Annotated in this window: 13 protein-coding genes; 5 read left to right on the forward strand and 8 right to left on the reverse strand. The window is 68.0% G+C overall.

Translation table 11 applies throughout. The annotated features are described in order from the left end of the window. Positions 1-72: 72 nt before the first annotated feature. A complete protein-coding gene (gloA2, locus tag JFY56_RS11760; RefSeq protein WP_208313928.1) occupies positions 73-456 on the forward strand; it encodes an SMU1112c/YaeR family gloxylase I-like metalloprotein in 384 nt (127 codons plus the stop codon). An 84-nt stretch (positions 457-540) separates the two neighbouring features. Here gloA2 and JFY56_RS11765 read toward each other — a convergent pair whose 3' ends face one another. From JFY56_RS11765 to JFY56_RS11785, 5 genes are all read right to left on the reverse strand, one after another. Further along, positions 541-2913 (reverse strand): TonB-dependent siderophore receptor, encoded by a 2373-nt coding sequence (locus JFY56_RS11765; RefSeq protein WP_236032561.1) that lies wholly within the window; start codon positions 2911-2913, stop codon positions 541-543. Between the two features lie 169 nt (positions 2914-3082). Beyond that, a complete protein-coding gene (locus JFY56_RS11770; protein WP_208313933.1) occupies positions 3083-4027 on the reverse strand; it encodes a FecR family protein in 945 nt (314 codons plus the stop codon). Then, entirely contained in the window at positions 4024-4593 is a 570-nt protein-coding gene (locus JFY56_RS11775; RefSeq protein ID WP_236032562.1) for a sigma-70 family RNA polymerase sigma factor, read from the reverse strand. The genes JFY56_RS11770 and JFY56_RS11775 overlap by 4 nt, the downstream gene beginning before the upstream one ends. Positions 4594-4628: 35 nt before the next feature. Further along, positions 4629-4991, reverse strand: coding sequence for a DOPA 4,5-dioxygenase family protein (locus JFY56_RS11780; protein ID WP_208313935.1), 363 nt, complete (start codon positions 4989-4991; stop codon positions 4629-4631). Next, positions 4988-5902: a choline sulfate utilization transcriptional regulator gene (locus tag JFY56_RS11785; RefSeq protein ID WP_208313937.1), complete on the reverse strand. Its 915-nt coding sequence runs from the start codon at positions 5900-5902 to the stop codon at positions 4988-4990. Before JFY56_RS11785 ends, JFY56_RS11780 begins: the two co-directional genes overlap by 4 nt. A gap of 114 nt (positions 5903-6016) precedes the next feature. Here JFY56_RS11785 and betC point away from each other — a divergent pair, with 114 nt between their 5' ends. From betC to JFY56_RS11800, 3 genes are read left to right on the forward strand one after another with little or no spacing between them, the layout of a single operon-like run. Further along, positions 6017-7525 carry a choline-sulfatase gene (betC, locus tag JFY56_RS11790; RefSeq protein WP_208313939.1) on the forward strand — a complete coding sequence of 503 codons (1509 nt, stop codon included), beginning with the start codon at positions 6017-6019 and terminating at the stop codon, positions 7523-7525. Between the two features lie 24 nt (positions 7526-7549). Further along, complete coding sequence (locus JFY56_RS11795; RefSeq protein ID WP_208313941.1) at positions 7550-8473, forward strand: choline ABC transporter substrate-binding protein; 924 nt, start codon at positions 7550-7552, stop codon at positions 8471-8473. Between the two features lie 4 nt (positions 8474-8477). Further along, positions 8478-10025 (forward strand): SulP family inorganic anion transporter, encoded by a 1548-nt coding sequence (locus JFY56_RS11800; RefSeq protein ID WP_208313943.1) that lies wholly within the window; start codon positions 8478-8480, stop codon positions 10023-10025. Positions 10026-10084: 59 nt separating this feature from the next. Here the strand turns inward: JFY56_RS11800 and aroE are convergent, their stop codons facing one another. Together aroE and hemF are read right to left on the reverse strand one after the other, a co-directional pair. Further along, positions 10085-10906 carry a shikimate dehydrogenase gene (aroE, locus tag JFY56_RS11805; RefSeq protein WP_208313944.1) on the reverse strand — a complete coding sequence of 274 codons (822 nt, stop codon included), beginning with the start codon at positions 10904-10906 and terminating at the stop codon, positions 10085-10087. 124 nt (positions 10907-11030) lie between these two features. Continuing rightward, positions 11031-11945 carry an oxygen-dependent coproporphyrinogen oxidase gene (gene hemF, locus JFY56_RS11810; RefSeq protein ID WP_208313945.1) on the reverse strand — a complete coding sequence of 305 codons (915 nt, stop codon included), beginning with the start codon at positions 11943-11945 and terminating at the stop codon, positions 11031-11033. Positions 11946-12127: 182 nt separating this feature from the next. Here hemF and JFY56_RS11815 point away from each other — a divergent pair, with 182 nt between their 5' ends. Beyond that, entirely contained in the window at positions 12128-13105 is a 978-nt protein-coding gene (locus tag JFY56_RS11815; protein ID WP_208313946.1) for an NADPH:quinone reductase, read from the forward strand. A 156-nt stretch (positions 13106-13261) separates the two neighbouring features. Here the strand turns inward: JFY56_RS11815 and JFY56_RS11820 are convergent, their stop codons facing one another. Beyond that, positions 13262-13819, reverse strand: a complete 558-nt coding sequence (locus JFY56_RS11820) for an L-threonylcarbamoyladenylate synthase (protein ID WP_208313948.1) — start codon at positions 13817-13819, stop codon at positions 13262-13264. Positions 13820-13840: the final 21 nt, after the last annotated feature.

A 13840-nucleotide genomic window follows, 5' to 3' on the forward strand; every position in this document is an offset into this window, starting at 1 on the left:
CGCTCAACGCCATCCTACGGTCCGGTAGGATGGGTTGAGCGAAGCGATACCCATGCTGTTCCCGGAGAGCCCATGAACCTCCACAGCATCCACCACATCGCCCTGATCTGCTCCGACTACCCGCGCTCGAAGCACTTCTACACCGAGGTGCTGGGCCTGCGCGTGATCGCCGAGACCTACCGCGAATCCCGCGACTCGTGGAAGCTCGACCTGGCGCTGGGCGACGCGCAACTGGAGCTGTTCTCCTTCCCCGGTGCGCCGTCGCGCCCGTCGTATCCGGAAGCGCAGGGGCTGCGCCATCTGGCCTTCGCCGTGGATGACCTCGACACCGCCATCGCCCACCTCGAAGCCCACGGCGTGCGCTGCGAGCCGATCCGCGAAGACGAACTGACCGGCAAGCGCTTTACCTTCTTCGCCGACCCGGATGATTTGCCGCTGGAGCTCTACGAGCGCTGAGGATCACGCTCCACCGATCATGTGGCGGGTTTCACCCGCCCTACGTCCGGAGTCCCCGTAGGGCGGGTGAAACCCGCCGCAACCTCAATACTCCATGCTCCACCCCAGGGTGAAGGTGCGTCCGCGCCCCTGGTAGTCGTACAGGTACGCCGGGCCGTAGGTCGGCGAGTAGAACAGCGTCGCGCGCTGGCCCCAGACGGTGCTGTACTGCTTGTCGAACAGGTTCTGGATGCCGGCGCTGAAGGTGCCGAAGCCGGTGCGGCGTTCGCCCAGCAGGTCGAAGGTGGTGTAGCCGTCGATCTCGTGGTCGGCGTCGTCCTTCAGGTCGAACGCGTGGTTGCCCTGCAGGCGCGCGCTGTACTGGTCGTCGCTCCAGCCGACGAACGCGGTGGACTTGGAGAGCGAGGCATAGCGCGCGTCGCGCTTGATCCAGTCGCCGTCGGCGTCCTCTTCCTCGGAGCGCACCAGGTGCAGGGTGGTGCCGGCCTGCCAGCCGTTCTGGAAGTAGCGGGACACCGCGCCCTCGAAGCCGAAGTCGCGGCTCTTCTTGTCGTCCACGTCGATGGTCAGGGTGGCGCTGTCGACGTTGATCACCTTGTCCGACCAGATGTAGTACAGCGCCGCCTGTGCCTGCCAGTCGCTGTCGGCGTAGCGCCAGCCGGTCTCGACCTGGCGGCTCTTGATGCCCGCCAGCGGGTTGTCATCGACGCTCAGGCCGGGCTTGCCGTAGTACTTGGCCGGGTCGGGCAGGTCGAAGCCCTCGCTGTAGTTACCCCACAGCTGGTGGCCGTTCCTGAAGTCGTAGATCGCGCCGAGGTTGTACAGGTTGACCTGGTAGTCGTTGCTGCCGCCTTTCGCCGTCTTGAAGTCATCCACCTCGACGTCCGCCTTCTGGTGCCGCGCGCCGGTGGAGACGGTGAGGTTGTCGGTCGCCTGCCAGTCCAGCTGGCCGTAGAACGACAGGGTGTCGACCACATAGCTCGGGTAGCGCGGCGCGCTGCTGGCGGTGACCAGGTCGAGACCGCCGCTCTCCGAGGAGATGCGCTGGTCGAAGGTCTTCTGCTCGGCGTTGAAGCGCTCGTGGTCGAAGTCCAGGCCGTAGGTGAACTTCAGGCTGTCCCACTGCTTGCTGAACAGGCCCTTCATGCCGCTGACCTCGAAGTTCTGCTGCGAGGCAGCGAAGTACACGCCGTTCACCCCGGCCGGCGAGCCGGCGTTGTAGTAGGGAAAGGGATAGAAGTTGTCGTCTTCCTTGCGGTAGTAGCCCTGCAGGTAGAAGTCCTGGCCGAGCAGCTCGCCGTGGTGGTAGTTGGCGTTGACCAGCGTGCGCCGGGTGCGCGGCTCCAGGTCCATGTCCAGGCCGCTGCGCAGCTCGGCGTCTTCCAGGTTGGACGGCGCGCGGTAGTTCAGGTTGGGAAAGTGGATGCCGGTGCTGCCGTCGTTGCCGGAGTCGTAGTACTGCGCCAGCAGGTCGAGGCTCTGCACGTCGCTGAATTGCAGGGTCAGGTTGCCGAGCACGTCGACGGTGCGGTTGTACTGCAGGTCGGTCTGGGTGTTGTCGATGAAGATCTGCTCGCCGGCGCCGTCGTAGAACGCCTCGTTCTTCTCCGCGGAAACCCCGAGCCGTCCGCTGACCCGCTCGTTGCCGCCGGCAACCGACTGCGCCGCGCGGGTGGCGAGGTCGTCGCTGTTGTTGAAGCCGGAGGTGGCGCTCAGCTGACTCTCGAATTGCGCCGCACCGGGCGCACCCTTCTTGGTGATGATGTTGATGATGCCGCCGGTGGCGCCGCCGCCGTAGATGGCGCTGGCGCCGGAGAGCACCTCGATGCGCTCGACGTTGAACGGCGAGATGCTGTCGAACTGCCGCGACAGCCCGCGCGAGCTGTTCTGGCTGACGCCGTCGATCATCACCAGCACGTTGCGGCCGCGCATGTTCTGGCCGTAGTTGGTGCGTCCCTCCGGCGCCAGGTCGAGGCCGGGGACCAGCTTGCCGAGGGCTTCCTTGAGGCTGACGCCGGTGTCCAGCTGTTCGCGCAACTGCTCCTTCTCGACCACCCAGACGGTGCCGGGGATCGCGCTGATTTCGGTGGGAGTCCGCGCGGCCACGGTGATCTGCATCGGTGCCATGTTCAGCGCACCGGAGTCGTCGCTGCGGCGTTGCAGCACCACGGTGCGTTCGTCGCTGAACGACCAGCTCATGCCGCTGCCGGCGAGCAGGGTGTCCAGCGCTTCCTCCAGGGTGTAGCGGCCGTCGATGCCGGCGCTCTGCAGGCCCTGGACATCCTCGGAGCTGAACATCAGGTGCACGCCGGCCTGGTCGGCGAACTGGGTCAGGGCGCTGTCGAGGCTGCGCGGAGCGATGTGCAGTTCGACGCTGTCGGTGGCAGCGGCCAGGGCCAGCGGGGCGCCGCCGAGCATGGCGACGAGGAGCAGGGCGCGGGGAAAGCGGGGAGTCATGCGGGGGGATTCCATATCGAGGCACGTAATGCGAATTCTTCGCGTTCATGCCTACGACGAAACAGGTGCGCGAACCTTGCAGTGGAAAGTGGAAAAATTTGTAGGGCGGGTGCAACCCGCCATTGCGGTGCCATGCATGTGGCGGGTTGCACCCGCCCTACGCCAGCGGTCAGCCGCGCGGCGCGGGACGGATCAGCACCAGCCACGGCAACCGTGTCACCGTCACCGGCTGCAACCGCTCCAACGTCTTCAGCAACGCATCCGGATCATCGAGATCGAACACCCCGCTGACCTTGTGCTGGCGCAGCGCGTCATCGGTCAGCAGGATGCGTTCCGGCAGATAGCGTTCAAGTTCCGCCAGTACATCGCCCAACGGCCGCTGGTTGAAGATCAGCTTGCCGCGCTGCCAGGCGCTGGCGCTGTCCAGGTCCAGCGGCTGTACCGCCGCCGGCTCCGGGGTGCGCTCGTCGAGGCTGAGGCGCTGGCCGGCGCTCAGGCGCAGCGGCTGGCTGGCGGCCTTGCTCACCTGTACCACGCCCTCGGTGACGTCGACGCGGGTCTGGGCGCCGCGTGCGTCGACATCGAAGCGCGTGCCGACCGCCATCACCTCGGTGTCCCCGGCGCGCACGATGAATGGCCGCTGCGGGTCTTTGGCGACCTCGAACAGCGCCTCGCCGGCATGCAGCGCCAGCCGCCGTTCGCCTGTGGAAAAGTCCACGGACAGCGCGCTGCCACTGTTCAGCCAGACGCGGCTTCCGTCGGCCAGCTCGATGCTGCGGCGCTCGCCGACGCGGGTGGCGTAGTCGGCATACACACCGGCCAGCGGGCGCGGCAGCGCGACGACGGCCAGCACGGCAACGCAGGCCGCCACGGCGCCCGCCAGCAGCAGGCGACGACTCCTGCGCACAGGAGCGACGAACTGCGCGGCATTGCGCGTCTCGGGCAGCGCGCCCCACAGCGCCTCGGCCTCACGTGCAGCGTTCTCATGCGCCGCACTCTGGCCGCGCCATTCGTTGAAGGCCATGCGCTCGGCGGCCGTGGCGCGCCCGGAATGCAGATGCACCAGCCGTTCGATGGCCTGGTCGGCGAGCATGTCGTGATCCAGATGGCTCATGCGTCGGCCTCCTGCCGCAGCCAGTCCCGGCAATGGCGCATGGCCTGGACGATGTATTTGCCGACCATGCTTTCCGATACACCCAGCCGTTCGGCGATCTGCGCGTGGGTCAGACCCTCCAGGCGGTTCAGCAGCAATGCCTCGCGCGCCTTCGGCGGCAGGGCGTCGAGCGCCGCGTCGAGGCCTTCCAGCGCCTCGCGGGCGAGCAGGCGGCGCTCCAGGCTGGCGGCCGGGTCGCTGACTTCATTGGCGGCGTCTTCCTGCACGTGCAGTTCGGCCAGGCGGCCTTCGCGGCGCAGGTTGTCGATGGCGATGTTGCCGGCGACGCGGAACAGGTAGGCGCGCGGATCGTCCACTCCGGCATCTTCCGGCTGCGCGGCGAGGCGCAGCCAGGTGTCCTGGGCGACGTCGGCGGCGCGCTGGTTGTCGCCCAGACGACGGGCGAGGAAGCGCATCAGGTCCGCGTAGTGCGCCTGGAAGCTCTGCAGGAGGGAGGAGGTGGCGAAGCGCCGCATGATGCCCCGAATGCCCGGCAGCCACAGTGCCGGCTGGTAAAAGGCCGGCAAGGATACACATAGTCGAGAATGATTATCAAACAGCATCAGAGATCGTATTCCACCGGCCCTTCGCTCAGCACGCCGAGATCCAGCGGCCGCACCGCGCCCATCCAGATCGCACGGTCGCGATGATCCACCAGGTCGTTGCCGGTGATCGGGTGCACCAGCACCACCAGCCCGTCGCGATGCAGCGCCAGCCACGGCACCAGCTCGGCGAACACCTGCGGGCGGAAAGCCAGCTGGCAGCTCCAGTCCGGATGCGGCCCGACCGGGCGCTGGTGCACGCGGCCCATCTTCAGCTCGAAGCGTTGCGCCGCTTCCTCGCAGAGTTCGCGGGCCTGCTCCAGGGTGTCGGCGTCGAAGTACACGTGGGCGTGGTAGCCGTGGATGTGCGGGGTCGGTTTCATGGCGATCGGGTTTCCATGCTGAGTTCGGCCTGCAGCCAGTCGACGAAGCGCTGCACCAGCCGCTGGCGGCGCTTGCGCTCGGGCAGCACGGCGTAATAACCGAAGTTCGACTCGGCGTGCTCGGCGATGACCTTGCACAGTAGCCCCTGCTCCAGCAGCTCGTCGACCAGATGCCGCCAGCCGATGGCCACGCCATGCCCGGCGATGGCCGCCTGGATCAGCAGGGTGTAGTTGTCGAAGCGCAGGCCGGCCGCTTCCGGCGCCTGTTCGATGCCCAGCGCGCGGAACAGTCCCGGCCAGTCGAACCAGCGGCTGTGCCCCTCGGGCTTCAGGTGCAGCATCGGCAAGCGCGCCAGCTCGGCCTTCGCCAGCGGCAGCGAGCGGCCTTCCAGCAGGCGCGGGCTGCACACCGGGAAGACCTCCTCGCTGAACAGGCGCAGCGCCTCGCCATGCTTGAAGCGCCCGTCGCCGAAGGCGATGGCCACGTCGATGTCGCCGCGCAGGGTGGTCGGGCTGCGTTCGCTGCTGATCAGGCCGACATCCAGGTTCGGATTGGCCTGGCGAAAGCGCGGCAGGCGCGGCATCAGCCAGTAGGCGGCGAAGGCGAAGTCGGTGGCGACCTGCAGCACCTCATGGGACTCGCGGGCGGTGACCGCCGCCACGCCGGCGTCGATCTCCGCCAGCCCGGCCTGCACATGGCGCTGCAGCAACTGGCCGCTGTCGGTGAGGACGATGCCGCGATGCACGCGGTCGAACAGGCGCACGCCGAGCAGCTTCTCCAGGCGCTTGATCTGCTGGCTGACCGCCGGCTGGGTGGTGCCCAACTCGCTGGCGGCGCCGGTGAAGCTGAGCAACCGTGCGGCCGAGTCGAACACCCGCAGCAGTTCCAGCGGAAGGTTCAACGTATCCATAAGCCAGCATTATCCGAAGCATGTTTCGCCATGCGCTTTACCCTCGTCCGGTGCGGGAAGAAACTCGACGTCAGCACTATCCCATAACAATTCCACATAGGATAAGCCTGAGCCATGAAGCGTCCCAACATCCTCTTCATCATGGCCGACCAGATGGCCGCCCCGCTGCTGCCGCTGCACGACGCCAATTCGCCGATCCGCATGCCGAACCTGTCGCGCCTCGCCGAGCAGGCCGTGGTGTTCGACTCGGCCTACTGCAACAGCCCGCTGTGCGCGCCCTCGCGCTTCACCCTGGTCAGCGGCCAACTGCCGACGAAGATCGGCGCCTGGGACAACGCCGCCGACTTCCCCGCCGACATCCCCACCTACGCCCACTACCTGCGCCGCCTCGGCTACCGCACGGCGCTGTCCGGCAAGATGCACTTCTGCGGCCCGGACCAGCTGCACGGCTACGAGGAACGCCTGACCAGCGACATCTACCCGGCCGACTACGGCTGGGCGGTGAACTGGGACGAGCCGGAGGTGCGCCCGAGCTGGTACCACAACATGTCCTCGGTGCTGCAGGCCGGGCCCTGCGTGCGCACCAACCAGCTGGATTTCGACGAGGAAGTGGTGTTCAAGGCGCGCCAGTACCTCTACGACCACGTGCGGGTGAGCGCCGAGCAGCCGTTCTGCCTGACCGTGTCGCTGACCCATCCGCACGATCCCTACACCATCCCGCGCGAGTACTGGGACCTGTACCGCGACGAGGACATCCCGTTGCCACAGATCGAGCTGGCGCAGGACGAGCAGGACCCGCACTCGCAGCGCCTGCTCAAGGTCGTCGACCTGTGGGACAAGCCGCTGCCTGTGGACAAGATCCGCGACGCCCGCCGCGCCTACTTCGGCGCCTGCAGCTACGTCGACGCGCAGATCGGCGCGCTGCTGAAGACCCTGGAGGAATGCGGCCTGGCCGACGACACGCTGATCGTGTTCTCCGGCGACCACGGCGACATGCTTGGCGAACGCGGCCTCTGGTACAAGATGCACTGGTTCGAGATGGCCGCCCGCGTGCCGCTGCTGATCCACGCGCCCCGGCGCTTCGCCGCGCGCCGGGTGAGCGAGTCGGTGTCCACCCTCGACCTGCTGCCGACTTTCGTGGAACTGGCCGGCGGCACGCTCGACGCCAGTCTGCCGCTGGACGGCCGCTCGCTGCTGCCGCATCTGCAGGGCGAAGGCGGGCACGACGAAGTGATCGGCGAATACACCGCCGAAGGCACCGTCAGCCCGCTGATGATGATCCGCCGCGGCGACTTCAAGTTCGTCTATTCGGAACAGGACCCGTGCCTGCTGTTCGACCTGCGCAACGACCCGCGCGAACTGGAAAACCTCGCCGGGTCGCCGGAGCATTGCCAGCTGTTCGCCGACTTCCTCGCCGAGGCCCGCGCGCGCTGGGATATCCCGGCGATCAGCCGGCAGGTGCTGGCCAGCCAGCGCCGCCGCCGCTTCGTCGCCGACGCGCTGAGCCGTGGCAACCTGACCAGTTGGGACCACCAGCCCTTCGTCGATGCCAGCCAGCAGTACATGCGCAACCATATCGACCTGGACGACCTGGAGCGCCGCGCGCGTTATCCACAACCCTGACCCACTGCCGAGGAGATACGCCGCATGAAAACGCTGCACGCACTGCTGCTGGCCGGCGCCGTCGCGCTGGCCAGCCACACCGCCCAGGCCGAGGACGAGACCTGCGCCACCGTGCGCCTGGCCGATCCGGGCTGGAGCGACATCGCCGTGACCAACGGCATCGCCAGCTTCCTGCTCGACAGCCTGGGCTACAAGGCGCGGATCGACACCCTCGCCGTGCCGATCATCTACGGCGGGCTGCGCGACGGCCAGGTCGACGCCTTCCTCGGCAACTGGATGCCGGCGCAGCAGGACTACCACGACAAGTTCATCGCCAGCGGCCAGGTCGAGCGCCTGGCGGAGAACCTGCAGGGCACCGAATTCACCCTCGCCGTGCCGACCTATGTGTGGAACGGCGGGGTGAAGAGCTTCGACGATCTCGCCCGGCACGCCGACCAGTTCCGCAGCAAGGTCTACGGCATCGGCTCCGGCGCGCCGGCCAACCAGTCGATCCAGAAGATGATCGCCGGCAACGAATTCGGCCTCGGCGACTGGAAGCTGGTGGAGTCCGGCGAGCAGGCGATGCTCGCCGAGGTCGGCCGGGCGGTGAAGCACCAGCGCTGGATCGTCTTCCTCGGCTGGACGCCGCACCCGATGAACGTGCGCTACGACATGAAGTACCTGTCCGGCGGCGACAAGTACTTCGGCACCAGCGGCAGCGTCTACACCGTGACCCGCAAGGGCTACGCGCAGCAATGCCCGAACAGCGGCCGGCTGCTGGCCAACCTGGCCTTCGACCTGAACATGGAGAACACCATCATGGCCAGTGCGGTGGAGAGCAAGACCAGCAATGCCGAGGCCGCGCGGGCGTGGCTGAAGGCCAATCCGCAGGTGCTCGGCAAATGGCTGGACGGCGTGAAGACCCGCGACGGCAGCGACGCGCTGGCCGCCGTACAGGCGAAGCTCTGACGCGATGCGCCGCCTGCTGCCGTTCCTCGACTGGCTGCCCGGGCTTTCCGGGCGCGCCGTCGGCAAGGATGCCTGGGTCGGCCTGAGCGGCGCCGTGCTGGCGCTGCCGCAGTCGATGGCCTACGCGCTGATCGCCGGGCTGCCGGCGGAATACGGGCTGTACGCGGCGATGCTGCCGGTGATCGTCGCCTGCCTGTGGGGCTCGTCGCGGCACCTGATCGGCGGGCCGACGGCGGCGATCTCGGTGGTGCTGCTGGCCGCCGTCGCACCGCTGGCAACCCCCGGCAGCGGCGAATACGTGCAACTGGTGCTGCTGCTGACCTTCCTCGCCGGGCTGTTCCAGTGGCTGCTCGGCATCCTGCGCTTCGGCGTGCTGGTGAATTTCGTCTCGCATTCGGTGGTGCTCGGCTTCACCTGCGGCGCCGCGCTGGTGATCGCCATCGGGCAGATGCCCTATCTGCTGGGCATCGAGTCGGGCGGGCAGGGCACCGCGCTGGACAGCGCCTGGGCGCTGCTGCAACGGCTTTCCGACTTCGACGGGGAATCGCTGGCGGTGGGGCTGGTGAGTCTTTTGGTGAGTCTGCTGGTGCGCTGTCTGCGGCCACGCTGGCCGGCGCTGCTGATCGGCCTGCTGTGCGCCAGCCTGCTGGTCTGGGCGTTGCCTTCCGTATTCGGCGATGTCGCGCGGGTGCAGGCATTCAGCAGTGCGCTGCCGCCGTTCAGCCCGCTGTCGTTCGACTTCGCCCGCACCCTGCAACTGCTACCGGCCGCCGTCGCCTGCGGCATGCTCGGGCTGGTCACCAGCCTGTCCATCGCCCGCTCGCTGGCCACGCGCAGCGGGCAATCCCTGGACGCCAATCAGGAAGTGCGCGCGCAGGGACTGTCCAACCTGATCGGCCCGTGGTTCTCCGGGACCCTGTCGGCGGGCTCCTTCACCCGCTCCGGGCTGAACCTCGATGCCGGCGCCAGCTCGCCGCTGGCCGGAGTGTTCTCGGCGCTGTGGGTGGCCGTGCTGGCCGTGGCCGGCAGCGAGCTGATCACGCATATCCCGCTGCCGGCGATGGCTGGCGGCATCCTGCTGATCGCCTGGGGGCTGATGGATCGTCCGGCGCTTCGTGCGCTATGGAAGGGCAGCCGCGCGGAATTCCTGGTGATGGCGCTGACCGCCACGGCGACCCTGCTGCTGCCGCTGCAGAGCGCGATCTACGCCGGGGTGCTGGCGTCGCTGTTCTTCTACCTGAAACGCACCTCGCAACCGCGCGTGCAGCGCTGGGAGGGCGCGGAGGAAGAGGTGCTGCGGGTGGAGGGCTCGATCTTCTTCGGCGCCTGCGACTACCTGCAACGGCTGATGCAGCGCAGCCAGGGCCAGCGGCTGGTGCTGGATGCGCACCATGTGAACTTCATCGACTTCGCCGGCGCCCGCATGCTCCACCAGGAAGCCCGCCGCCTCGCCGGGGAGGGACGGCGCCTGGTCCTGCGTCATGCGCGGCCGCAGGTGATAGCGGAGCTGGCGAAGCAGGCGGGGGAAGGGGAAGGGATCGTCTTCGAGTAGGGCGGGTGCAACCCGCCACATCGCACCACGGCATTGGCGGGTTGCACCCGCCCTACGGGTCAGGCGGCGAGTTGCCGGCGCATCTCTGCCAGAACCGGCGCCGAATCCGGGCGCACGCCGCGCCAGAGGAAGAACGCCTCGGCGGCCTGCTCGACCAGCATGCCCAGCCCATCGATGCAGCCCGCCGCGCCATGCTCGGCGGCCCAGCGGTTGAAGGCGGTGGCTTCCTTGCCGTACATCATGTCGTAGCAGACCGTGTGGCCGGGACGGATCAGCGCCGGGTCGATGGGCGGCAGCTCGCCGGCCAGGCTGGCCGAGGTGCCGTTGACGATCACGTCGAAGGGCTCGTCGCGCAGGTCGAATCCGCAGGCACGCACCTCGCCGATATCGGCGAATTCCTGCGCCAGTTGCCCGGCCTTTTCCACCGTGCGGTTGGCCACCACCAGCGCAGCGGGGCGTTCGCCGAGGAAGGGTTCGAGAATCCCGCGCACCGCTCCGCCGGCGCCCAGCACCAGTACACGCTTGCCAGTCAGCGCCACGCCGTTGTTCACCGTCAGGTCGCGGGTCAGGCCGGCGCCGTCGGTGTTGTCGCCGAGCAGGCTGCCATCGGCGCGCTTCATCAGGGTGTTCACCGCGCCGGCGCGGCGGGCGCGCTCGCTCAGCTCGGTCGCCAGGCGGTAGGCGTCTTCCTTGAACGGCACGGTGACATTGGCGCCCATGCCAGCCTCAAAGAAGGCGCGGGCGGCCCCGGCGAAATCGTCCAGCGGCGCCAGCACGGCCTCGTAGGTCAGCGCCTGGCCGGTCTGCTCGGCGAACAGGCGGTGGATCAGCGGCGACTTGCTGTGGCCGATGGGATTGCCGAAGACGCAGTAGCGGTCCATGGAAGAAATCCTTGAACGATGAAATTTTTCTGGGGAATTGATGGGTATCGCTTCGCTCAACCCATCCTACGGGTGTACAGGATGACCTTGTAGGATGGGTTGAGCGAAGCGATACCCATGCGGTTCAAACGCCCGCGAGCCAGTCCCGATCCTTGAGGAAATACTCGGTCAGCCGCGCCTCCTCGCTCCCCGGCTCGGGCTTCCAGTCATAACCCCAGCGCACCATCGGCGGCAGCGACATGAGGATCGACTCGGTGCGCCCGCCGGACTGCAGGCCGAACAGGGTGCCGCGGTCGTAGACCAGGTTGAACTCGACGTAGCGGCCGCGGCGGAACGCCTGGAACTCGCGCTGCGCCTCGGTGTACGGGGTGTTCTTGCGGCGCTGGACGATCGGCAGATAGGCCTCGATGTAGGCGTCGCCGATGGCGCGCAGGAAGGCGAAGCTGGTGTCGAAGTCCCACTCGTTGAGGTCGTCGAAGAACAGGCCGCCAATGCCGCGCGGCTCGCTGCGGTGCTTGAGGTAGAAGTAGCGGTCGCACCAGTCCTTGAAGCGCGGGTAGACGTCCTCGCCGAACGGCGCGCAGGCGGCGCGGGCGACCTTGTGCCAATGCACGCAGTCTTCCTCGTGGGCGTAGTAGGGGGTCAGGTCGAAACCGCCGCCGAACCACCAGACCGGCGGCTCGCCTTCCTTCTCGGCGATGAAGAAGCGCACGTTGGCGTGGGAGGTCGGCACGTGCGGGTTGCGCGGGTGGATCACCAGCGACACGCCGAGCGCCTGGAAGCCGCGCCCGGCCAGCTCCGGACGGTGCGCGCTGGCCGACGGCGGCAGGCCGGCGCCGAACACATGGGAGAAGTTCACCCCGCCTTTCTCGACCAGCGTGCCATCGGCGATCACCCGGGTACGTCCGCCACCGCCGGCCGGCCGCTGCCAGGCGTCCTCGACGAAACGGGCGCTGCCGTCTTCGGCTTCGAGGGCGGCGCAGATGCGGTCTTGCAGGTCGAGCAGGTAGGCCTTTACGGCTTCGATACGATCTGTCACGGGAATCACCTTGGCGAGCGGGAAAGCCACGCGGCCCGTGGGCTGCGGCTGAGAGCCGGAAAGCATACCACCGTCCAGAAGAATCCTGAGCTTGACGCCGATCAACTGGCCGGCTTCGATGAAAGTCTTTTCCCAGACAGATGCCGGCCTTTTCGGCACCTGACGCATTGCAGGAGATCGACATGGCCAAGCGTATCCAGTTCGCCCGCACCGGCGGCCCGGAAGTCCTCGAATACACGGATTACCAGCCGGCCGAGCCGGGTCCGCAGGAAGTCCGCGTGCGCAACCGCGCCATCGGCCTGAACTTCATCGACACCTACTTCCGCAGCGGCCTGTATCCCGCGCCGGCGCTGCCTTCCGGGCTCGGCACCGAGGGCGCCGGCGAAGTGGAGGCGGTGGGCAGCGCAGTCACCGCCTTCAAGGTCGGCGACCGCGTCGCCTACGCCACCGGCCCGCTCGGCGCCTACAGCGAGCTGCATGTGCTGCCGGCGGCCACTCTGGTCAAGCTGCCGGATGCCATCAGCTTCGAAACGGCCGCGGCGGCGATGCTCAAGGGCCTCACCGTGCAGTACCTGCTGCGCCAGACCTACAACGCCCAGCCGGGGCAGACCGTGCTCTGGCACGCGGCGGCCGGCGGCGTCGGGCTGATCGCCTGCCAGTGGGCGAAGGCATTGGGCGTGCACCTGATCGGCACCGTCAGCTCGCCGGAAAAGGCCGAGCTGGCCAAGTCCCACGGCGCCTGGGCGACCATCGACTACAGCCGCGAGAACGTGGCGGAGCGGGTGCTGGAACTCACCGACGGGAAGAAATGCCCGGTGGTCTACGACTCGGTAGGCAAGGACACCTGGCCGATCTCGTTGGACTGCGCGGCGCCGCGCGGACTCATCGTCAGCTTCGGTAACGCCTCCGGGCCGGTGGACGGGGTCAACCTCGGCATCCTCGCGCAGAAGGGCTCGCTGTACGTCACCCGGCCGACCCTGTTCGGCTACGCCAACACTCCGGAACGCCTGCAGGCGATGGCCGACGACCTGTTCGGCATGATCACCTCGGGCAAGGTGAAGGTGGAGATCAACCAGCGCTTCGCCCTTGCCGACGCGGCCAAGGCGCAGGTGGAGCTGGCGAGCCGGCGGACCACGGGGTCGACCATCCTGCTGCCGTAACGCCCCTGCACTACGGCGTGCCGGGCTGCTTCGTAGGTTGGCGCTGAGCTTGCGAAGCCCAACGGTGCCACGGCCGGCGGATGTTGGGCTTCGCTGCGCTCAGCACCAACCTACGTCCCGATCGGTTCCGCGCTCCCGTGAGGGAACGATGATCACTTAAGCCGGGCGCACCACCTCGCCGGTGACCAGGTCGCGAATCAGGCTGGGATTGCGCCGTCCTCCCAGGGCGCCGCCGAGCACGCCGTCCAGTTCGTCGTGGAAGTACTGCTCGATGCGCAGGCGGGTGCGCGCGGCCGGGCGGCCGGCGGGGTTGGCGGAGGTCGAGACCAGCGGACCGGTCAGCGCGCACAGTTCGCGCACCAGCGGATGCTCGCTGACGCGCAGGGCAACGCTGTCGTGCTGGCCGGTGATCCACTCGGGCAGGCGCCCCTGGTGCGGCACCAGCCAGGTGTTCGGCCCCGGCCAGCTGGAGGCGAGCTTGTCCTGCCAGGCTTCGGGCAGGTCTTCGAGGAGGAAGTCGAACTGGCGGATATTGTCGGCGACCAGGATCAGGCCCTTTTCCACCGGGCGCGCCTTGATGGCCAGCAGACGGTAGACCGCGTCGGAGTTCCACGGGTCGCAGCCGAGGCCCCATACCGCTTCGGTGGGATAGGCGATCACGCCGCCTTCGCGCACTACCTTGGCCATGCGCTGAACGCGCCAACTGCTGATCATCGAACCACTCCACGGTGAACA

Origin of the sequence: Pseudomonas schmalbachii, from assembly GCF_017589465.1 — a bacterium.
GTDB lineage: Bacteria > Pseudomonadota > Gammaproteobacteria > Pseudomonadales > Pseudomonadaceae > Pseudomonas > Pseudomonas schmalbachii.